Origin of the sequence: Actinomadura craniellae, from assembly GCF_003289645.1 — a bacterium.
In the GTDB taxonomy this organism is placed as follows: domain Bacteria; phylum Actinomycetota; class Actinomycetes; order Streptosporangiales; family Streptosporangiaceae; genus Actinomadura_D; species Actinomadura_D craniellae.
Genome location: NZ_QLYX01000020.1, coordinates 1 through 20,518 on the forward strand (window position 1 = coordinate 1; position 20,518 = coordinate 20,518).

The 20,518-nt window shown below is 74.3% G+C and carries 17 protein-coding genes and 1 pseudogene; 7 read left to right on the plus strand and 11 right to left on the minus strand.

All coding sequences use genetic code 11. The features are described 5' to 3' along the window. The 3 genes and pseudogenes from DPM19_RS31000 to DPM19_RS31010 form a co-directional block, all read left to right on the plus strand. Positions 1 to 132: pseudogene (locus DPM19_RS31000) on the plus strand (integrase core domain-containing protein); the annotation flags it as partial. Between the two features lie 399 nt (positions 133 to 531). Beyond that, positions 532 to 1,989, plus strand: coding sequence for an MFS transporter (locus tag DPM19_RS31005; RefSeq protein WP_111871643.1), 1,458 nt, complete (start codon positions 532 to 534; stop codon positions 1,987 to 1,989). A 106-nt stretch (positions 1,990 to 2,095) separates the two neighbouring features. Beyond that, the gene (locus DPM19_RS31010) at positions 2,096 to 5,197 is read left to right on the plus strand and encodes an ATP-binding protein (protein ID WP_111871644.1); all 3,102 of its coding nucleotides are present in this window, start codon (positions 2,096 to 2,098) and stop codon (positions 5,195 to 5,197) included. A gap of 2 nt (positions 5,198 to 5,199) precedes the next feature. Here DPM19_RS31010 and DPM19_RS31015 read toward each other — a convergent pair whose 3' ends face one another. The 4 genes from DPM19_RS31015 to DPM19_RS31030 all read right to left on the minus strand — a co-directional run bounded on the left by DPM19_RS31015 (position 5,200) and on the right by DPM19_RS31030 (position 8,565). After that, positions 5,200 to 6,048: an ABC transporter permease gene (locus DPM19_RS31015; RefSeq protein WP_111871645.1), complete on the minus strand. Its 849-nt coding sequence runs from the start codon at positions 6,046 to 6,048 to the stop codon at positions 5,200 to 5,202. After that, the gene (locus DPM19_RS31020) at positions 6,045 to 7,040 is read right to left on the minus strand and encodes an ATP-binding cassette domain-containing protein (protein ID WP_111871646.1); all 996 of its coding nucleotides are present in this window, start codon (positions 7,038 to 7,040) and stop codon (positions 6,045 to 6,047) included. The genes DPM19_RS31015 and DPM19_RS31020 overlap by 4 nt, the downstream gene beginning before the upstream one ends. A 161-nt stretch (positions 7,041 to 7,201) precedes the next feature. Next, on the minus strand, positions 7,202 to 8,005 hold the full coding sequence (locus DPM19_RS31025; protein WP_111871647.1) for an SDR family NAD(P)-dependent oxidoreductase: 804 nt from the start codon (positions 8,003 to 8,005) through the stop codon (positions 7,202 to 7,204). Continuing rightward, a complete protein-coding gene (locus DPM19_RS31030; protein ID WP_158566955.1) occupies positions 8,002 to 8,565 on the minus strand; it encodes a carboxymuconolactone decarboxylase family protein in 564 nt (187 codons plus the stop codon). Before DPM19_RS31030 ends, DPM19_RS31025 begins: the two co-directional genes overlap by 4 nt. A gap of 183 nt (positions 8,566 to 8,748) precedes the next feature. On the opposite strand from DPM19_RS31030, the gene DPM19_RS31035 reads away from it, so the two are divergent. From DPM19_RS31035 to DPM19_RS31045, 3 genes are all read left to right on the plus strand, one after another. Then, positions 8,749 to 9,375, plus strand: a complete 627-nt coding sequence (locus tag DPM19_RS31035) for a class F sortase (RefSeq protein WP_233510967.1) — start codon at positions 8,749 to 8,751, stop codon at positions 9,373 to 9,375. Positions 9,376 to 9,456: 81 nt separating this feature from the next. Next, positions 9,457 to 9,849 carry a hypothetical protein gene (locus tag DPM19_RS35930; RefSeq protein WP_199485373.1) on the plus strand — a complete coding sequence of 131 codons (393 nt, stop codon included), beginning with the start codon at positions 9,457 to 9,459 and terminating at the stop codon, positions 9,847 to 9,849. A gap of 18 nt (positions 9,850 to 9,867) precedes the next feature. Next, positions 9,868 to 14,238, plus strand: coding sequence for a cation-translocating P-type ATPase (locus DPM19_RS31045; protein WP_111871649.1), 4,371 nt, complete (start codon positions 9,868 to 9,870; stop codon positions 14,236 to 14,238). 276 nt (positions 14,239 to 14,514) lie between these two features. On the opposite strand, the gene DPM19_RS31050 is transcribed toward DPM19_RS31045, so the two are convergent. The 3 genes from DPM19_RS31050 to DPM19_RS31060 all read right to left on the minus strand — a co-directional run bounded on the left by DPM19_RS31050 (position 14,515) and on the right by DPM19_RS31060 (position 16,577). Continuing rightward, complete coding sequence (locus DPM19_RS31050; protein ID WP_158566956.1) at positions 14,515 to 14,886, minus strand: STAS domain-containing protein; 372 nt, start codon at positions 14,884 to 14,886, stop codon at positions 14,515 to 14,517. Positions 14,887 to 15,010: 124 nt separating this feature from the next. Further along, positions 15,011 to 15,772: a class I SAM-dependent methyltransferase gene (locus DPM19_RS31055; RefSeq protein ID WP_111871651.1), complete on the minus strand. Its 762-nt coding sequence runs from the start codon at positions 15,770 to 15,772 to the stop codon at positions 15,011 to 15,013. A gap of 118 nt (positions 15,773 to 15,890) precedes the next feature. Then, the gene (locus DPM19_RS31060) at positions 15,891 to 16,577 is read right to left on the minus strand and encodes a YqeB family protein (RefSeq protein ID WP_111871652.1); all 687 of its coding nucleotides are present in this window, start codon (positions 16,575 to 16,577) and stop codon (positions 15,891 to 15,893) included. Positions 16,578 to 16,823: 246 nt separating this feature from the next. Between DPM19_RS31060 and DPM19_RS31065 the strand changes: the two genes are divergently transcribed. Next, positions 16,824 to 17,540: a hypothetical protein gene (locus DPM19_RS31065; protein WP_111871653.1), complete on the plus strand. Its 717-nt coding sequence runs from the start codon at positions 16,824 to 16,826 to the stop codon at positions 17,538 to 17,540. Between the two features lie 34 nt (positions 17,541 to 17,574). Here DPM19_RS31065 and DPM19_RS31070 read toward each other — a convergent pair whose 3' ends face one another. The 4 genes from DPM19_RS31070 to DPM19_RS31085 form a co-directional block, all read right to left on the minus strand. Further along, positions 17,575 to 18,225 (minus strand): alpha/beta fold hydrolase, encoded by a 651-nt coding sequence (locus DPM19_RS31070; RefSeq protein ID WP_111871654.1) that lies wholly within the window; start codon positions 18,223 to 18,225, stop codon positions 17,575 to 17,577. 153 nt (positions 18,226 to 18,378) lie between these two features. Continuing rightward, entirely contained in the window at positions 18,379 to 18,936 is a 558-nt protein-coding gene (locus tag DPM19_RS31075) for a DUF4240 domain-containing protein (RefSeq protein ID WP_111871655.1), read from the minus strand. A 195-nt stretch (positions 18,937 to 19,131) separates the two neighbouring features. Further along, on the minus strand, positions 19,132 to 19,752 hold the full coding sequence (locus tag DPM19_RS31080; RefSeq protein WP_111871656.1) for an HNH endonuclease family protein: 621 nt from the start codon (positions 19,750 to 19,752) through the stop codon (positions 19,132 to 19,134). A 298-nt stretch (positions 19,753 to 20,050) separates the two neighbouring features. Next, positions 20,051 to 20,476, minus strand: a complete 426-nt coding sequence (locus DPM19_RS31085) for a cupin domain-containing protein (protein ID WP_111871657.1) — start codon at positions 20,474 to 20,476, stop codon at positions 20,051 to 20,053. Positions 20,477 to 20,518 lie beyond the last annotated feature (42 nt).

Genomic DNA, 20,518 nt, shown 5'->3' on the forward strand with positions numbered 1-20,518 from the left:
ACCTCAGAAACCCAACGCCGCCAAGCACTCCCCACCTGGCTCCACACCTACAACCACCACCGCGGCCACACCGCCCTGGACGGCCAACCACCCGCCAGCCGCGTCACCAACCTGTCAGGACAGAACAGCTAGCCAAGGGGATCGGCGGGTGAACGCTCCGCGGCGGAGCCGGTCCGGTCGCCATCGCCGGCTCCGCCGCGGGGTGGGCCGCCCGCCGCGCCGTGCGGTCGCCGCAATCGCGCACGGCGCCCGGCGTTCCCTCACGCGCCCATCAGCCCGATCGTGAGGGTGGCGGCCAGGACGGCGGAGACCGGGAGGATCGAGCCGAGGCCGGGGGTCGCCCCCTCGCCACGATCCCAGGTCAACCGCCCCACATGTCCTTCGCCGGTGCGGTACCGGCGCTGACCAATGATCACTGTTTTCGGCCGGTCCGGACAGGGACCCCGGACCCAAAAAGGGGGCCCTGCGGCAGACCCAACGCCCCCGGCCCGGAGCGGGTAAGGCGGGCCCCGCCCGGGTAGCGCCGGGGACATGACCGAGGGTCACCCGAACCGGTGGAAAATCCTGGCAGTGAGCCTGGTGGCGACGTTCATGACGTTGCTTGACGTCAGCATCGTCAACGTGGCGCTGCCGTCCATCAGGCAGGGGCTGGACGCCCCGGAGAGCGGCCTCCAGTGGGTCGTCTCCGGGTACGCGCTGATGTTCGGCCTGGTGCTGGTGCCGGCCGGGCGGCTCGGGGACGCGCGCGGCCGCCGGGTGATGTTCATGTGGGGCCTGGCGCTGTTCACGCTGGCCAGCATGGCGGCGGGGGCGGCGCAGAGCATCGGCTGGCTGGTCGCGGCCCGGCTGGTCCAGGGCGTGGGCAGCGGGGTGATGCAACCGCAGGTGGCGGGACTGATCCAGCAGCTCTTCCGGGGTGCCGAGCGGGGGCGGGCGTTCGGCGCCCTGGGCACCGTCGTCGGCGTGGCCACCGCCGTCGGCCCGCTGGCGGGCGGGGCGCTGATCGCGCTGGCCGGTCCGGAGCACGGCTGGCGCTGGGTGTTCTACGTGAACGTGCCCGTCGGCCTGGCGGGGCTGGTGCTGGCCTGGCGGCTGATCCCCGGACCGCCGCCCGGGCGGCGCAAGGAGAGCCTGGACCCGGTGGGCGTGCTGCTGCTGGCGGCGGGGATCGTCTCGCTGCTGCTGCCGCTCACCCTGGAACGGCAGTGGCAGGGCTCCGGCAAGTGGCTGCTGGTGCCCGTGGCGCTGGCGTTCCTCGCGCTGTTCGTCCTCTGGGAGCTGCACCACGCCCGGCGCGCCGAGCCGCTGGTCGACCTGAACCTGTACCGGTTCCGCTCGTACTCGCTGGGCGTGGCCATCGCGGTCCTGTACTTCTCCGGGTTCACCTCGATCTTCTTCGTCTTCACCCTGTACCTCCAGATCGGGCTGGGGTACAGCGCGCTGGCGGCCGGGGTCTCGATCATCCCGTTCGCGATCGGGTCGGGCATCTCGGCCGCGCTGTCCGGGCGGGTGGTCACCCGGGTGGGGCGCCGGCTGGTCGCCGCGGGGCTGGTGGTGGTGCTGGCCGGGCTCGCCGCCCTCTACACCGTCGTCGCGCTGGCGTCCGGCCCCGGGGTCACCTGGTGGACGGCCCTGCCGCTGCTCGTCGCCGGCCTCGGCAGCGGCATGGTGATCTCGCCCAACCAGACGCTGACGCTGTCGCAGGTACCGCCGCGGGAGGGCGGCAGCGCCGCGGCCACCATGCAGACCGGGCAGCGGCTGGGCGCGGCGCTGGGCATCGCCACGTCCGGCGCCATGCTGTTCGCCGCCGTCGCCGGCACCCGCGGGGACTGGGCGCTGGGGTTCCGGCACGCGCTGACGGTCGTCTGCGCCTTCGTGCTGGCCGCGCTGCTCGCGGCGCTCACCGACCTGGCGCTGACCCGCCGCGCCGCCCCCCGGGAGGGCGCGGGCATCCACACCCCCGCGGCCGGTCCGGGCTCCGACCGTTGACCCGGCCAGGCCGAACGCGACCCGTTCCCGCCGGATAGGCGGAATGTCGGTCCCTGCGGGTAGCGTTCGAACGGCCCATGCGTTTACCCGGAAGAGACGGCCCGATATGACACCTGCGCTCATCGGGCGGGAGCATCCCGCCGGAGTTCTGCGGGCCGAGATCGCGCGGACCGTCGACGGCCGGGGCGGGCTGGTTCTGGTCACCGGCGAGGCCGGCATCGGCAAGACCTCCCTGGTCACCGACGCCGTCGGTGAGGCCCGGCGGCAGGGGGCGCTGGTGCTCGGCGGCACGTGCTGGGACTCCGAGAGCGCCCCCGGCTACTGGCCGTGGGTGCAGGTCGTCCGGGGGCTGCGCCGCGCGGCCGGCCCCGCCGAGTGGGCGGCGGCCGAGGACGCCGCCGGCGGCGGTCTGGCGGTGCTGCTGGGCGAGGGCCCGGACGGCGAGGCCGCCGAGGGTTTCCGGCTGTACGACGCGGTAACCAGCGCCCTGGTCGCGGTCGCGCAGCACCGCCCGGTGGTGGTCGTGCTCGACGACCTGCACTGGGCCGACACCGCGTCGCTGCGGCTGCTGGAGTTCGCGGCCCGGCACACCTGGTCCGAGCGGCTGCTGCTGGTGGGCACCTACCGCGACGCCGAGGTCGAGTGGGCCGAGCACCCGCTGCGCCCGCTGCTGCTGCCGCTGGTGGCGAAGGCGACCGCGGTCACGCTGACGGGCCTGGACCGCGCCGGTGTGGGCGCCCTGCTCGCCCGCACCGCCGGCCGGGAACCGCCCGCCGGCCTGGTCGCCGAGGTGCACCGGCGCACCGGCGGCAACCCGTTCTTCGTGGAGCAGACGGCCCGGCTGTGGCACGGCGGCGGCCCGGTCACCGCGATCGCCCCGGGGGTGCGCGACACCCTGCGCCGCCGGCTCGCGCCGCTGCCCGCCCCGGCCGTCCGGCTGCTCACCGGCGCGGCGGTGCTCGGCCGCGAGTTCCCCCGCCGGGTGCTCGCCGCCGCCGCGGAGATCCCCGCCGCGGAGGCCGACCGGCTGCTCGACCGGGCGGTGGCCGCCCGGCTGGTGGTGGCCCGCGACGCCGACCGGTTCGCGTTCGTCCACGACCTGGTCCGCGAGACGCTGCTGGAAACGCTCGACGCGGCCGGGGCGCGGCGGTGGCACGCCGCGGTGGTCCGGGCCGTCGGCGGCTCCGCCGACCTCGACGGCCAGGTCCTGCCCGCGGAACTGGCCCGGCACGCCCACCTGGCCGGCCCCGAGCTCACCCCCCCGACGGCGGTCGGCCACCTGCTCGCCGCCGCCCGGGACGCCGCCCACCGGATGGCCTTCGAGGAGGCCGTGGTGCACTACCGCCGGGCGCTGGAGCAGCCCGTGAGCAACCCGCGCAGGCGGGTGCTGACCCTGCTCGACCTCGGCGGGGCGCTGTCCCACCTCGCCGAGCCGGAGGCCGGCCGGCAGGCCTACGACCAGGCCGTCGACGAGGCCCGCCGGTCCGACCACCCCGAACTGCTGGCGATGGTCGCGCTCAACCTCTACCGGTACGGCGAGCACCGCGGTGCCGGCGAGCGGCGCACCGAGCTGCTGGGCGAGGCGTACGAGCGGCTGGTGCGCGGCGCCGCCGAGCCCGGCGCCACGGCCTCCCCCGACCGGCTGGTGCAGGAGCTGAGCGCCCACGTCGCCGCGCTGGTCCGGCACGATGACGACGACGACGCCCTGATGGTCGGGTTGTGGGCCCGGCACGACGCGATCTGGGGGCCGGGCACCGCGGCCGAGCGCATGTCGCTCATCGACGAGCTGATCGACGTCGCGCGCCGCACCGGCAGCTCCGACATGGAGATCTTCGCGGCGTCGTTCCGCTGGGTGACGCTGCTGGAGCAGGGCGACCCCCGCTACCTCGACCGGTTCGACGAGTTCGTCGACCTGGCCGGCGGCGAAGATCCGCGCACCGCGCTCTCCGCCCTGATCGACCGGTGCATCATCGCCACCGTCGCCGGCCGGTTCGGCGAGGCCGAGAGCCTGCTCGCCGAGGCGGCCGACGACTTCCGCGACGGCATGGCGTACTTCGGGTTCATGGCCGGGCACCTGCACTGGGCGATCCTGCTGGCGCAGGGCCGGTTCGAGGAGGCCCTGGTCGTGACCGAGCGGGCGGCCGAGGCCGGTCACCCGGTCCAGGCGCTGCTACGGGGCGTCACCGCGGCGCACCGGGGCGATGCCGCGGTGGCGCTGCACCACCTGGCGGAGGTCGAGGCCGCGCCGCCCGCCCGGATGTACGCCGCGCTGCTGCTGCGCTTTCAGGCCCAGGCCGCGGCGCTCTCGGGCGACCCGGAGCGGTGCGAGCGGGCGCGGGCCGCCCTCCTGCCGCACGCCGGCCAGTGGGCGGTGTCGCTGTTCGGGTGTGAGGTCAGCGGGCCCATGGACCTCTGGCTGGGCGGGCTCGACGCCGCCCAGGGCCGGCAGGACGCCGCGGTGGAGCGGTTCACCACGGCCTACGAGTCGGCCGTCCGGCTGCGCTCGCTGCCCTGGGCGGCCGAGGCCGGGAGCCGGCTCGTCGAGGCGCTGCTCGCCCGGAACGCCCCCGGAGACGCCGGCACCGCCGCAGACCTGCGGGCCGAGGTGGAGCGTTTCGCGGCCGAGACCGGAATGCGGCACCTCGCCGGGCGCGAACCGGCCGCCAACGTGTTCCGGTTCGACGGCTCGGTCTGGACGCTGGGGTTCGCCGGCCGCACCGTACATATGCCCGACGCCAAGGGCCTGCGCGACCTGCGGGTCCTGCTCGGCGCGCCCGGCACGGACGTTCCCGCCGTCCGGCTGGCCGACCCCGCGGGCGGCGAGCTCGTCGTCGCCGCCCGGGGGATGGGCGGCGACGACGTCCTCGACGAGGAGGCCCGGATCCGGTACAAGCGCCGGCTGGCCCGGCTGGACGAGGAGATCGAACAGGCGGTCTCCCGGGGCGACGACGGCCGGGCCGCCGAGTACGACCGGGAGCGGGCGGCGCTGCTGGACGAGCTGCGCGCGGCGACCGGGCTGGCCGGCCGCGACCGCAGGCTGGGCGACGAGGCCGAGCGAGCCCGCAAGACGGTCACCGCGCGCATCCGCGACACCCTCCGCAAACTCGATCTGCGGCACCCCGAACTCGCCGCCCACCTGCGCTCCTCCGTCTCCACCGGCGCGACGTGCGCCTACCGTCCCGGCGCCGAGACCGCCTGGTGGCTCTGAGCTCACTTGCGGTTGTACATCCGCATGGTGAGGGTCCCGAAGACCACGATGAACGCCGCGCCGGAGCCCAGCACCCAGACGATCTCCCCCATGTCCGTGCTGCCGGACATCAGGCTCCGCACGGCGGCCACCAGGTGGGTGATCGGGTTGACGTCCACGAACACCTGCAGCCAGCCCGGCATGGTCTCCGGCCGGACCAGGATGTTGCTGAGGAAGGTCATCGGGAACATCACGAGCATGCTGACGCCCATCACTGACTTCTCCGAGCGCAGCATCAGGCCGAACATCGTCCAGATCCAGGAGAAGGCGAACGAGAACGCCACCAGCAGCCCGACCCCGGCCACCACCCCGACGACCCCGCCGTCCGGCCGGAAGCCCAGGATCAGCCCGAGCACGAGGATCACCACGGAGGCCGTCGTGTAGCGGAACATGTCGCCGAGCAGGTACCCGACCATCGGGGCGGGCCGCCAGATCGGCAGGGTGCGGAACCGGTCGAACACCCCCTTCTCGATGTCGGTGTTGACCGAGACGCCGGTGTACATGGTGGTCATGATCACGCTCATCACCATGATCCCCGGCAGCAGGAACTGCAGGTACTCACCGGTCGATCCGGCGAGCGCGCCGCCGAACAGGTAGGTGAACATCAGCGTCATGATGATCGGGAACGCGGTGACGTCGAACAGTTGCTCGGGCACGTGCTTGATCTTCAGCATCGCCCGCCAGCCGAACGCCATCGACACCGCGAACGCGCCGGGCCGGGCGGGCTGCTCGCTGGGCGCGAGCACCGCGCCCAAGGTCTCGGCCGAGGGGACGTAGGGAGTGGTGGCTTCGGGGGCCGTCGCAGTGCTCACGCCGCGGTCTCCTTCTCGGTGGTGGCGGGGTGGTCGGTGAGGGCGAGGAAGACCTCGTCCAGGCTGGGCTGGCCGAGGGAGAAGTCGTCGACGGTGATGCCCTCGTGGGCCAGTTCCGCGAGCGCCCGGGATGCCTGCTCGGCGGCCCCGGCCTCCGTCTCGACGCCCGAGAGGCGGGCGGTCAGCGCCACCGGGTCGGCGTCCTGCTCCACCGGGACGCCCAGCGTCCGGGACAGCACCCGCTCGGCGTCGGGCCGCTGCGCGGCGTCCCGCAGCCGGACGTGCACCGCGCCCGCGCCGACCGAGGACTTCAGCTGGCCGGGGGTGCCCTCGGCGATGACCTTGCCGCGGTCGATGACCGCGATCCGGCTCGCCAGCCGGTCGGCCTCCTCCAGGTACTGGGTGGTCAGCAGCACCGTCGTGCCGTGCGCGACGACGGCCCGCACGATCTCCCACACCTGGTTGCGGCTGCGCGGGTCGAGCCCGGTGGTGGGCTCGTCCAGGAACAGCAGGTCGGGGGTGTGCAGGATGCTCGCGGCGATGTCCAGCCGGCGGCGCATGCCGCCCGAGTAGTTCTTGACCTGGCGGTCGGCGGCCTCGGTCAGCCCGAACGCGGCCAGCAGGTTCGCCGCGCGCTCCCGTGCCGCGGGCTTGCGATGGCCGACCAGCCGGGCCAGCAGGACGAGGTTCTCGGTACCGGTGAGGTCTTCGTCCACCGAGGCGTACTGCCCGGTCAGGCTGACCCGGGAGCGCACGGCGTCGGCCTCGCGCAGCACGTCGTGCCCGAACACCCGGGCCTCGCCCGCGTCGGGGCGCAGCAGCGTCGCGAGCATCCGGACGGCGGTGGTCTTGCCGGCCCCGTTGGGCCCGAGCACCCCGTACACCGTGCCCGCGGGCACGGTGAGGTCGATGCCGTCCACCGCCCTGGTCTCACCGAACACCTTGACCAGCCCCGACGTCTCGATCGCCGGGGCGGCGGTGCTTACTGTCATGATCTGCCTTTCCTTCGGCGGGGAGCGGGCCCCGCATCCGGCCCTTCACCGGGAAGGCGCGAGAAGCGGCCGGGCACCCGCTAGATCGGATCTCGCGACGCCCGGCGGGCGGCGGCCACTGCCACGGTAGAACGTGGCCGCGCGACATGACAGGGCGACGCTCAGCCGATCCGGGCGCTCTGCCCGCCGTCCACCGGGAGCGCCACGGCGGTGACGAAGCCCGCCTCGTCGGAGGCCAGGTACAGGGCCGCGTAGGCGACGTCCCACGCCGTGCCCTGGCGGCGCCGCAGCGGGACCAGCCGGTCCCGGGCCACGCGCAGCTCGTCGGGGTCGATCCCGCGGGCCGCCGAGTGGCCCCGGATCGCCATGGGCGTGTCGATCAGGCCGGGCAGGATGGCGTTCACCCGGATGCCGTACTTGACGTTCTCCATGGCCAGCGCGTGGGTGAGGGCGTTCACCCCGGCCTTACTGATCTTGTAGGCGAACAGCGGGGTCGCGCACACCGAGGCGATCGACGACACGTTGACGATCGAGCCCCCGCCGGCCTGCCGCAGGTGCGGGATCACCTCCCGGCACACGGTCCACATGGCCTTGAGGTTGACGTCGTGGATCCGGTCCCAGGCCGCCGGGGTGAGGGAGAGCGCGTCGGCGTCGCCGGTCCCGATACCCACGTTGTTGTGCAGGACGTCGATGCTCCCCCACCGCTCGACCGCCGCGGCGGCGAGCGCCGCGCACTGCTCCGGGTCGGTGATGTCGGCCCGCAGCGGCACCGCCGTACCGCCCTCGTCGGCGATCATCTGGCAGGTCTCGGCGGCGGAGTCCCCGTCGCGGTCGACCACCAGCACCCGGGCGCCCTCCCGGGCGAACAGCAGCGCGGTGGCCCGGCCGTTGCCGATGGTCTCCCCCGGGGTCTGCCCGGCGCCCACCACCACGGCGGCCTTCCCCGCCAGCCGGCCCTCCGTCATGACGGGAACCCCTCCAGTCCCTCGTCCAGCGGGATCTCGAAGGTGTTGAGCGCCATGCAGGTGAGGACGTACTGCCCGACGGTGAACACCAGGTCCATCACCTGCTGAGTGGACCAGCCGGCGGCCAGTTCGGCCCAGGTCGCGTCGTCGACGCGCCGGGTGTCGACGAGCTGGTCGGCGGCGCGCAGCAGCGTGCGGTCGGCCTCCGTCCACTCGGCGGCGGCGATGTCGCCGGCGAGGCGGTCGATCTCGGTGTCGGTCAGGCCCGCCTCACGGCCGATGATCCGGTGCTGGCCGAACTCGTAGGCCGATCCGCACCGCCAGCCGACCCGCAGGATGACCAGTTCGCGCTCGCGGGCCGGCAGCGTCGACTTCCGCAGCACGTGCCCGCCGAACACCAGCCACCGCCGCAGCAGGTCCGGGTGGTTGGCCAGCGCGGTGAAGATGTTCTGCCGGTTCAGGACCTCGATCCGCCGGCGGGTCTCGTCGTCCCAGTCGGCCTCCGTGGTCAGGGGCAGCCGGGGCGGCCGTCCGGGGGCGGGCTCCTCGCGCGGTGACATGGGGCCCCTTCCGTGTGGCGATCGTCCGATCATTCTTCGCTGCCGGGCCGTCCCCGGCAATGGGCCCCCGCCCAGCGGCATCCGTTCCGGTCACGCCGGAAAGGGAACTCGGTTCAGGTCATCTGCCGCTCCGGCGTCACGTTCCGCCCGCCCGCCGCGATATCCCCGGTGGGGGGAGATCGGGTGGGCGAGCGGGGCGAATCACGGTTCTCGCGGCGAGCCGGCGGTCTGATGGTCGACGTGGCGCTCGCCGGGGCAGCGATCGTCGCAGCGCTGACCGTCTGGCAGGCACCCGCCGGGCCGCCGCTGCCACCGCGCTCCGCCGCCCACCCTGATCCGGTCACCCCCCGGCCGGTCCGGGCACTGCCGCCCGCCCGGCCGGTGCGGCTGGAGATCCCGGAGATCGGCGTCCGCACCCCGCTGGTGACACTCGCCAAGAACTCCGACGGGACGATCGAGGTGCCGGCCCGCGCCGACCGGGCCGGCTGGTACCGGCCGGGGCCCGCCCCGGGCTCCACCGGCCCCGCGGTGATCGTCGGGCATGTCGACTCGCGGCGCGGGCCGGCCGTCTTCCACCGGCTCGGCGACCTGCGGCCGGGCAACACCGTCCGGGTGGTCCGCGCGGGTGGGAGCGTCGCCGTCTTCCGGATCGACTCGGTGGAGCGGGTGAGCAAGGACCGCTTCCCCACCCAGCGGGTCTACGGGCCGCTGCCGTACCCGGGACTGCGGCTGATCACCTGCGGCGGCCGCTTCGACTCCGGCGACGGGCGCTACGTCGACAACATCATCGCCTACGCGCACCTCGTCTGATCCCGCGTAATGACGAACGGGCAAAACGACACTGCCCCACTCCTGACCCGACCGTGAAAGTGCGGGGGTAGGTGGGGAAAGGTGAAGACAGCGGAGAAGACCCGAACCCCTGCCGGCCGCGACACCGGCCGCCAGGAGGTCGCGAAAAGGACCGGTAAGAAGAAGGACACCGCGGCCAGGGGTGAGGGGGCGACCCTCCCCATCCCCGTGGTCACACCGCGGCTGAAGGTCTACAACGTCCACCTGTCGACCGCGCCGGTGCGCGGGGCGGTGGACGCCGGGCGTTCGGCGGCGTCCCACCTGCCCGCGCCCGGCCGGATCGCGTTCTACGGCGGGCTCGGCGCCGCCGCCGTGGCCGGCGTCCTCGACTGGCCGGTGGCCGCCGCGATCGGCATCGGCACCGTGGTCGCCCGCCGGGCCCGGGGATCGGAGCGGCGGAAGCCGCAACGGTCCGAGCACGCCGCGACCACCTGACGCCGGGCGGGGGACCGGATGATCGGACGACTGCTGGGCGCCGCCGTGGCGGCGCCCGGTTCCGTGTTTCACACCATCTCGGCGGCGCTGGAGCCCCGCCGGGCCCACGACTTCTCCGGGCGCTGCGTCATCGCCGTCCGCGGCGCCCACCTGCCGGGCTCCGGCGACATGGCCCAGGCGCTGAGCCGGGCGCTGCTCGGTGTGACCGGGGTGACCCGGGCCGAGGTCAACGGGCGGTCCGGCCATGTCCTGGTGGCGCACGACGGCACCGTCTCCACCACCGAACTCGTCGGCCTCACCGAGGAGGTCGAGCGCGACCACGGCCGGGACGGCGCGGCGTTCGCCCCCGCCTCCCACCCGGCGCGCGGTCACGAGGTGCTGCGCGAGGGCGTCCTGGCCGGGGTGGACCTGGCCGGTGCCGGCGTCGCGCTGGTGGGCCGGCTGACGCACTCCGTGTCGCTGCCGCCCGGCGTGGCGAGCGCGCTGGCGCTGGCCGAGGCGACTCCCCGGCTGCGGGACAGGCTCAGCCGGCACCTCGGGCGGGCCCCGACCGACCTGGCCTTCGGCCTCGGCACGGCCGTCACCAACGCGCTGGCCCTGCAGCCCCTGAGCCTGGTGCTCGACTCGGCGCACCGGATGACCCGGATCGTGGAACTGCGCGCGCACGGCCGGACCTGGGAACGCCGGATCATCGACCTGGACAGCGGCCCCGGTGCGTTCCTGGCCGACCCGCTGCCCCCGGCTGACCGGCCGGTGCCGCTGCCGGACGGGCCGGTCGAGCGGGCGGCTTGGAGCGCGCCCGCCGGGCTGGCCGCCGCCGCGGGCGCCTACGCCCTCACCCGGGACGTCGGGCGCACCCAGGGGATCCTCGCGGCCGGGGTGCCGCGGGCGGCCCGGCTGGGCCGGGCGGCGTTCGCGGTGCAGTTGGGCCGGGTGGCCGCCGAACGCGGCGTCCTGTGCTGTGACCGCGGCCCGCTGGTCCGGCTCGACCGCGTCGACCGGGTGCTGGTGGACTCGTCCGCGCTGCGCACCGGCAGGATGCTCATCGACGAGGTCATCCCGCTGTCGGAGCAGGTCGAGCCGGAGGAGCTGTACAAGCGGGCGCACTCCCTGGTCGACCTGGCCGCGCCGAAGACCCCCGGCACCGACGGCGGCTGGACGGTCGCCCCGCTGGCCCGCTCCGCCCGGGGCGAGCTGCGGGAACGGTCGGCCGAGCCGCGCCGGCGCGGCGCGTCGGTGCTGGCGCTCGCCCGGGACGGCGAGCCGGTCGCGCTGGTGTCGGTGGTGCCCGAGCTCGACCCGCTGGCCGACGCCCTGATCGCCGCCGCCCGCACGGCGGGCCCGGTGACGATCACCGGGGCGAACCGGCGCGAGCTGGCCCGCCGTCTCGCCGCGGACGGCTCGGCCCCCGGCGGGAACCGGCTGGCCGAGTCCGTCCGGGAACTCCAGCGGGAGGGCCGGGTGGTCGCGCTGGTCTCCGCGCACAACGGCGCCGCGCTCGCCGCCGCCGACCTGGGCGTCGGCCTGCTGGGCCGCGCCGACCGCCCGCCGTGGGGGGCGCACCTGCTCTGCGGGCCCGGGCTCGCCGCCGCGTGTTTCGTCCTCGGCGCCCTCGGCCCGGCCCGCGAGGCGAGCGGGCGCAGCGCCCGGATCGCCGCCGCGGGCTCGGCCGCGGGCGGGTTGGTGGCCCTGATCAGCCCCTCCCGGCGGGCGGCCCGGCGGGTGCAGCTGACGGTCGACTCCGCCGCGGCGGCCTCGCTCGCGCTCGGCACCTGGGCGGGGCTGGCGTTGGCCCGCCGGCCCGCACCGGTCGCCGCCGACCGCACCCCCTGGCACGCGTGGCCCGTCGCGGCCGTCCTGAACCGGCTGGGCTCCTCCGCGGCGGGGCTCCCCGCTGAGGAGGCCGAGCGGCGGCACGCCGACGGCGGGCCGCACGAGGCCGGCCCGCCCGGGCTGGCGCAGGTCACGGCCGAGGAGCTGAACAACCCGCTGACCCCGGCGCTGGCCGCCGGGGCGGGGATCTCCGCCCTGGTCGGCTCGGTCACCGACGCCACCCTGATCGGCGCCGTGCTGGCGGTGAACGCCGTCATGTCGGGCCTGCAACGGGTCGGCGCGGACCGGGCGCTGCAACAGCTGGTCGACCTCAACGCGATCCCGGTCCGGCTGCAACGTCCCGGCCAGGAGGAGCCGGCGACGACCGGGGCGGACCGGCTGGTGCCCGGCGACGTGATCAGCCTGGTGGCCGGCGACGCCGTCCCGGCCGACGCCCGGTTGCTGTCGGCGGAGAGCCTGGAGGTGGACGAGTCGAGCCTGACCGGCGAGTCACAGCTCGTCACCAAGGACCCCGCGCCGAGCATGGCGCGGGACGTGGCCGACCGGCACTCCATGCTGTACGAGGGGACGGTCGTGGCCGCGGGCGAGGCGGTCGCGGTCGTGGTGGCCACCGGGTCCGACACCGAGTTCGGCCGGGCGGCGGGCGCCGCCGCGGCGGCCGCCGAGCGGCGGCCGGGCGGGGTGGAGACCCGGCTGCGGCGGCTCACCGAGGTGACCCTGCCGATCTCGCTGGGGGCGGGGGGTGTGCTGTTCGCGTCGAGCCTGCTGCGGGGCCAGCCGCTGCCGCGGGCGTTGGGCTCGGCGGTCAGCCTCGCCGTCGCGGCGGTCCCCGAGGGGTTGCCGTTCGTCGCCACCGCCGCCGAGCTGGCCACCGCGCGCCGGCTGTACCGCCGGGGCGCGCTGGTCCGCAATCCGGGGACCATCGAGGCGCTGGGCCGGGTGGACGTCCTGTGCTTCGACAAGACCGGCACCCTGACCGAGGGCCGGCTGCGGCTGCGGCAGATCTCCGACGGCGTCACCTCCTACCCGGTGCGGGACCTGCCGCCGGGCCCCCGGGAGATCCTGGCCACCGCGCTGCGCGCCACCCCGGCCGACGAGGGCCATCTGCCGCACCCGACCGACCGGGCGGTGCTGCGGGTGACCCGGCGGTTGGAGCTGCCGCCCGAGCACGGGCTGGACGGCTGGACCCGGGTGGACGAGATGCCGTTCGAGCCGGCCCGCGGTTTCCACGCGGTGCTCGGCCGCACCGACGCCGGCCGGCAGCTGCTCAGCGTGAAGGGGGCGCCGGAGATCCTGCTGGACCGCTGCGAGACCTGGTGCCGGGAGGGCGAGCTCCTGCCGTTCAACCACGCGGCCCGGCACCGGGTGGACCGGGAGGTGGAGCGGCTGGCCCTGCTCGGCTACCGGGTGCTGGCGGTCGCCGAGCGGAACGCCTCGGGCCGGCAGGACCTCACCGAGTCCCGGGTCGACCGGTTGTGCTTCCGGGGCCTGCTGTGCATCGCCGACCCGGTGCGGCCGACGGCCGCCAGGGCCGTCGCGCGGCTGCGCCTGGCGGGCGTGGACATCGCCATGATCACCGGTGACCACCCCAGTACCGCGGAGGCCATCGCGGCGGAGCTGGACGTGCCGAACGGCAAGGTCATGGTCGGCTCCGACCTGGATGAGCTCGACGGCCTGGACGACGCCGAGTTGGCGGAGCGGATCGCCGGGGTGTCGGTGTTCGCCCGGATGAGCCCGACGCACAAGGCCCGGATCGTCCGGGCGCTGCGCGCCGCCGGCCGGGTGGTGGCGGTCACCGGGGACGGCGCCAACGACGCCCCGGCGATCAGGCTGGCCGATGTGGGGATCGCGCTGGGCGAGCGCGCCACCCCGGCCGCCCGGGAGACCTCCGACGTCGTGGTGGTCGACGACCGGATCGAGACGATCACCGATGCGATCGCCGACTGCCGGGCGATGTGGCGGTCCACCCGGGACGCGCTGGCGGTGCTGCTCGGCGGCAACCTCGGTGAGATCGGCTTCACCGTCGGCACCGGGGTGGTCGCCGGGAGCAGCCCGCTGAACGTGCGGCAGCTGCTGCTGGTCAACCTGCTCACCGACATGCTCCCGGCAATCGCGCTCGCGGTGCGCGCGCCCTCGGACGTGACCCGGGAGGAATTGCTGGCGGAGGGTCCGGACCGTTCCCTGGGCGCGGCGCTGACCAGGGACATCGCCGTGCGGGCCGGCGCCACGGCCGGGGCGGCGCAGGTGGCCTGGCTGGCCGGCCGGCTCAGCGGCACCCGGGGCCAGGCGGCGACCACCGGCCTGGTCGCACTGGTGGCCACCCAGCTGATCCAGACGGTGGCGGCGGGCGGGCGGGATCCGGTGGTCCTGGCCGCGGGGCTGTTCTCGCTGGCCGCGCTCGGGGTGATCGTGCAGGTGCCCGGGATCAGTCACTTCTTCGGCAACCGGCCGCTGCTGCCGCACTGCTGGGCGGTGGCGCTCGGCTCGGCCACCGCGTTCGCCGTGGCCGCGGTGCTGTTCACCCGGCTGCGGCCTGGGGTGACGATGGGGCGGTGAAAACCCAGTGTTAACCAACTGATAAGCCGAAGTTCCGCACCGGACACCCTAAACCGGTATAAATGGGACAGACCAAAACTCGTCCCGCCGGGAGGTGTGCCATGCCCGACTTCGTCTCCACGATCCTTGCCAAGGCGCTCGTCATGCTCGTCGAGGCGCTGCTGACCCGGCTGGTGGTCCAGTTCATGCGCACGTCGTACTACCGGCAGGCCCTCGCCTGAACCGCGCGAGCGCGCCACCTCGACCAAGCGAACGAATCGCCCTGGCCGGCGACGGTCAGGGCAGTTCGTCGAGGGCCTCGGCGGTGCCGGCCCGGATGGTGAAGAACCTGTCCAGGCCGGTGATCCGGAGGATCTTGGTGCAGACCGGCGGAACGTCGGTGAGGATCATCCGGCCGCCCAGCGCCTCGACGGACCGTGCGGCCCGGATGAACGCGTCCAGGCCGGTCGAATCGCAGAAGGTCAGATCACCGAGGTCGATGATGACGTTGGGCGGCTCGACCAGGGAGACCGCCTGACCGACCGCGTCGTCGAGGGTGGCCGCGGTGGCGAGGTCGAGCTCGCCACCGATTCTGACGACGACGGACCTGCCATGCAGACCGAGATGCACGGTGAGCTCCGGCTTGACGGTCGATGGCTGGTGTTTCACGGCCCTCACTCCCCGCGATCCGTACTGGGCTTCTCTGAAAATGGTGCAAGAGATTGCGGACAGTGTCCAGCCGCCCTAGGGGCACTGTCCCTATTTCATATACCGACTGGTCCGGCATGGCCGGTCAGTCATGGGTGAGCCGCAGCTTGGACTGCTTGTGCGGCAACCTCTCCCAGTCGTCCATGAAACGGGCGGTCAGACCATGCCGTCCGGCGAGGGACGCCAGGGTCTCCGTCCGATAGTAGAAGTCCTCCCGCAGCACGTGGTGCTCGGCCCGCTCCGTACGGCCGAAGGTGAAGTCGAAGAACCCGCCGCGGGCCAGCACCCGGCCCACGTGCGCCAGGCACTCCTCGATCACCTCGATCGGCGAGTGGGAGAACACGCTGTGCGCGTGGATCACGGTGAACTGCCCGGCGGGCAGGAAGTCGAAGGTGAGGTCCCGCACGGGCGTCAGGTACGGGAGCTTGCCCTGGAGCCCCTGGTGCCCGACCGTCCGCTGCGCGGCGAGCAGGATCTCCGGCGAGATGTCGATCCCGTAGTAGTTACCGGCGTCGAGGTAGTCGATGAACCGCCAGCCGGCCCGCAGGTTCCCGCAGCCGATCTCCAGCATCCGGTCCTCCGGCTGGAGGCCGTGGCCGATCAGGTAGTCGAACTGCATCTGCCCGAGCGCCAGCCACCGCCCGCGGTCCTGGCTGCCCACGGCCCGGTCGGGGTCGCGGGCGGCGTCCGACCGCATCACCGCCTGGTAGTAGCTCACATGGTCGTGCGTCGTCAGCCGGAACCACGCGTCGCGGGCCACCCGCCGGGCGAGCTGGGGGAGGCGGGTCGGATACCGCCGCGCGTACCGGATCTTGTGGCCCAGCCCGGCCCGGTTCTTCGTCGCCATGACCTGCCCTTACCCGCCGCGCGGACCAACCCGCACCCCGCGTTCCGGCAAGCCCTCGTACACCGTTACCCGCAGGGTGAGCGGATGTGAGTGTCCGCTGGTGGGATAGGCCGCGGGCTCAGCCGGCGGGCGGGATCCGCCGCCAGTACTGGCGGCCGTCACGGTCCCGGACGACGACGCCCAGCCGGGAGAGCTCGGCGCGCAGCTCGGCGGCGTCCCGCTGCGACTTCAGCACCGCCTCGCGGGCCGCGAACAGGGGGTCCGCCCCGGCGGGCAGATCCGGCAGGCCGGGCACCCACCGGCGGAACTCGTCCCGGTGCGGGTCGCCCTCGGTCCAGGGGTAGCCGTGCGCGCGGAACGCCGCGGCGACCCGGCCCTTGAAGGTGTACTCGTGGTCGGCGAGCTCGCGGGTGTCCGTGCCGAGCAGGACGACCCGCCCGCGCTCGGCGAAGACCGCGCCCACCTCCGCCCGGGCGAAACGCTGCTCGGCCCCCTTCCGGCGCAGGACCACCTCGCCGTCGGCGACCGTGCCGCCGAGTTCCTCGTACTGGACCACGCCGGCGAGGGCCAGCCCGGCGAGCACACCGAGGGCCACCAGGGCGATCGTCGCCTGCTGCGGCAGCGAGGCGACCAGCCCGACCGGCCCCGGGAGGGGCAGCCAGTCGAGGTCCACGGCCCAGCGCGCCACCGGCCTGACCGCCCAGCCGAGCCCCGCGCCGACCAGCGGCAGGACGAGCCACACCAGCAGCCGCCACCACGCCGGCGGCGCGAGCCCTGTCACGCCGGCGGATTTCACCGCGGTCATCACCTCTCCCCCCGCTCGGACCGTGCTTCGACGCGGATCACGCTACGAGCCGGGCCGGGGCGGCGCATCGTTCCTTGGTCGGCACCGGGACGACCAAAGTCGACTGGCCCTATCCGGCCGTCCGAAACGTCTTGACCGCCCTACCGGAAGGTGGGGGAATTCAGGGGCTGCGCCGCCCCACCCCCGGCCGGTACCCGCAGCGCGCATCCGGGATCCGACCCCACCCCTTTCACCGAGGAGAACCCCATGCATGCCCTGACCAGACTCGGCGTGTCCGCGCTCACCGTCTGCGCCGCGGTCACGCTCCTGCCCTCCGGCGCGCAGGCCGCCACCACCACCGTCCGCCGGGACGGCCCCAAGGGAGACCCGTACTCCGGCGAATGGCGCCTGTCCACCCTGAACGGCTTCGCCTTCGTCTCCCCCGGGTTCACCACTTCGGGGTTCATCTCCCCCGGGCTCACCGTGAAGTGCGCCGGAGCCACGCTCGGCGGGAAGGTCGACTCCGGCGGCGAGGCCGCGCTCGACACGGGCGTGGTGGACAAGTGCGAGGACCGCGCCGGCGGCGTCCAGGTGACCGTCCGCGGCCTGCCGTACAAGGCCCGGGTGACCTACGCCCCGTTCTCGCCCGGCCCGATCCCCGGCTCTCCCGACGGCGAACTGATGATCTCGCACTTCCAGATCAGCATCGCGATGGGGACGATCGCCCCGCGGTTCTGCAACTACGGGACACCGGTCACCGTCCGGCCGCACTCCCTGCCCCTCTACAACCGGGACAACCCCGGCCGCCCGGACCCCGCCGACGAGACCCAGGTGTCGACCCGGGGCCTCGCGCTGACCCTCCTGCCGGGCAGCGGCACGTTCTGCCCCCCGTCCGGGCAACTCCAGGCCGTCTTCCAGGTGCGCGGCCGCCCGGAGATCGGCATTCCGGGCTCCTTCGGCCAGAAGCTCTACGTCACCTCGTGACCCGCGCGGGCCGGGGCGCGCCCGCCCCGGCCCGTCACCCCTCCGAGTACGCCACCAGGCGGTCGGCGAGCTCGTCCGGCCGGCTGAGCATGACGCAGTGCCCGCCCGGCATCTCGTCCGGGACGACGCCCAGCCGGTCACGGACGACCCCGCGCATGAAGCCAGGCGGGAAGAAGCGGTCGTCGCGGCAGAGCAGGAACCGGGTCGGCACGTCCGGCCACCCCGTCAGCGGCCACGGCTCCCCGAACGGGGCACCGGACTGGTCCCGGTCCCGCCGGAGCGCCTCGGCCGCCAGATCCGGGGGAACGTCGTGGAAGAAGGCCGCGGCCAGATCGGCGGGCGGGCGGTCGATCCGGTCGTGGCCGGTGTTCACCCACCAGTCGCCCGGCGGCTCGCCCGGGGCGGGGATCATCGCCGTGAGCAGCACCACCAGGTCGACCGGCAGGCGGTCACAGACCAGCGGCGCGGTGAACCCGCCGAACGAGTGCGCCACCAGGACCAGGCCGGTACGGTCGCCGGCGGCCTCGACCACCGTGTCGGCGTACTCGGCCAGCCCGGCCGAGTCGTCCTCGCAGGGCAGGTCCACCGCGACCGTCTCGTGCCCGCGGGCGTGCAGCGCGGCGGCCGTCGGGTTCCAGTACCAGGGGTCGCAGCCGGCGCCGGGGATCAGCACGTAGGTCGCCATGGTTCGGGATTGTCCCCGGCGCCACCGACATTACGGCCCGCGCCGCCCCGTCCGTCCTGGGTGCGGATCACCGCGGGCGCGCTGGAACCGGCAGGCGATCCCGGTGCGGCGGGCCGTTCCCCCGCCTCCTTCGGGATCGCTCGCCGGCCCGTGTCACAGGAACAGCGCGGCGAGGCGGGGCAGCCGCCGGCGCATCTCCTCGTCGTCCTCGGCGTCCCAGTCCTCGCCCGCCGGCCGCTCGGGCAGGTCCGGCTGGCCGATCGCCGCGTCGAAGGTGTCGGTCTCCCCCACTCGCTTGGCGTACGCGTCGCGCGGCAGGTAGTTCATGCCCTCGCACCCGATCCAGCCGCCGTCCTCCTGGGCCATCCGCCGCACCACGGGCAGGTCCGCCAGCGAGTCGGGGTCGTCCACCGCCCGGGTGAACGTCTCGCGGCCGAGCAGGACCAGCCCCGCCCGGAAGTCCATGAACCCGTCGTCCCCGCACCCGCCCTCGATGAGGTAGGCCGCGTTCCACAGCGGATACCGGTACGCCGACCCCCACACCTGGGTGAACCGCTGCTCGAACCCGATGATCTCGGCGGGCTCCCGCGCGACGAGCAGCTCCATCAGGGCGTCCGGCAGCGGGTCGTCCGGCGAGTTCCGGTCGTCGGCCCGGTCCCCCACCGCGGCCCGCGCCTGCTCGATCAGGCCCCACCACTCGTCGATCTCCACCGGTCTCTCCTCCGCTCGCGGTCCCGCTCATCCAGCGGGATTCTGCCTGATCATGGGAGGAAAGGCTCCGCGATATCCGGCATCGCCCGTATTCGCCGCACTGGTACGTCTCCCGGGCGCGACCGGCTCGCTCCCACCGTCACGGAGCCGAGCCCGCCGGGCCGGGCGGGGTTCCGCCCGGCCCGGCGGCGCCGGTCAGCAGGTGTTGAGCATCGAGGTGAGGGTGCTCTTCTCGGCGCTGTCCACGCTGAGGCCCCAGTACCACTTCACCTGGATCCAGGCGCGGGCGTAGGTGCAGCGGAACGCGGCGCGCGGCGGCTGCCACTGGGCCGGGTCCTTGTCGCCCTTGGCCTGGTTGACGTTGTCGGTGACGGCCCAGAGCTCGGGTCCGCCCAGGTCGTTGGCGTAGCTCTGCCGCTTGGACGTCGTCCACGCGTAGGCGCCGGACGACCACGCCTCGGCCAGCGGCACCATGTGGTCGATGTCCACGTCGGACGCCGCGTACCAGGTGGCGCCGTCGTAGGGGGAGTACCAGGAGCCGGACGTCGCGGCGCAGCTGGAGTCGGTGACGACGCCGGACCCGTCCCGCTTGAGGACGGTCTCCCGGGTGTTGCACGCGCCCGAGACGGTGATCCAGTGCGGGAACAGGTCGCGGTTGTAGGAGGAGTGGTTGGACTCGGCCCGCACCGTCAGGGCAGCGAGGCGGGAGGCTGCGGTCGAGGCGGACGGGATGTTCGGCGGCGTCGCGAACGCCGGCTGGGCGAGGGCGAGGAGGAGGACCGTGGCGAGGGCGGCTGCGAGGGGCAGTCGTCGCATCGGCGGGGACCCTTCTGCCACCCGCCGCGGTCGGGGAGGGGGTCCCCGAGCGGACCGGGGAGGGCGGCAGACCGAACATCACCCCGCGCGATGTCCTGTGCAATAAATCCCGGTAAATCGCTGTAAACCGGCTCAAAATAACCGCGCAGATTTCGACCCCACGAGCAAGCTCACCCGGGCGCTGTGCCACGTCGCGCCCGTGCCCATCATGATCGTGGAGCTCCCGGCTGCCAGGACCGCACCCAGTGATCAACCGGCCGTGGCGGGTTCCGGACGCCTTCGACCGGTGGCTCCGGCGTCAGCGCTCCGTTGCCCGGGCCCCCGTGCCCGCGGAGCCGAGCGCGTGTCCCGTCGTCGCATCGACGTGGTCGGGGATCTCGTCGTGGCGGTCGCCGACCGTCAGCGTCCCGGCGGGCTCGAAGAGGAGGATCGCCGCGCCGGTGGGGGCGTACGGCTTGTGCTCCGTGCCCTGGGGGACGGTGAAGACCGACCCCCGGGGAAGCCGGACCGTGCGCTCCCCGGCGGGTCCGCGCAAGGAGATGCACAGCTCACCGTCGAGTACCAGGAAGAACTCGTCGGTGTCGTCGTGGACGTGCCAGAGGTGTTCGCCCTCGACCTTGGCGATGCGCACGTCGTAGTCGTTGACGCGCGTGACGATGCGGGGGCTCCACAGGGCGTCGAAGGAGGCCAGGGCCTCGCCGAGGGCGATGGGTTCGTTGCTCATGAGCAGATCCTCGCCGGTTGAGCGTAACCAGCGTGAGTGCTA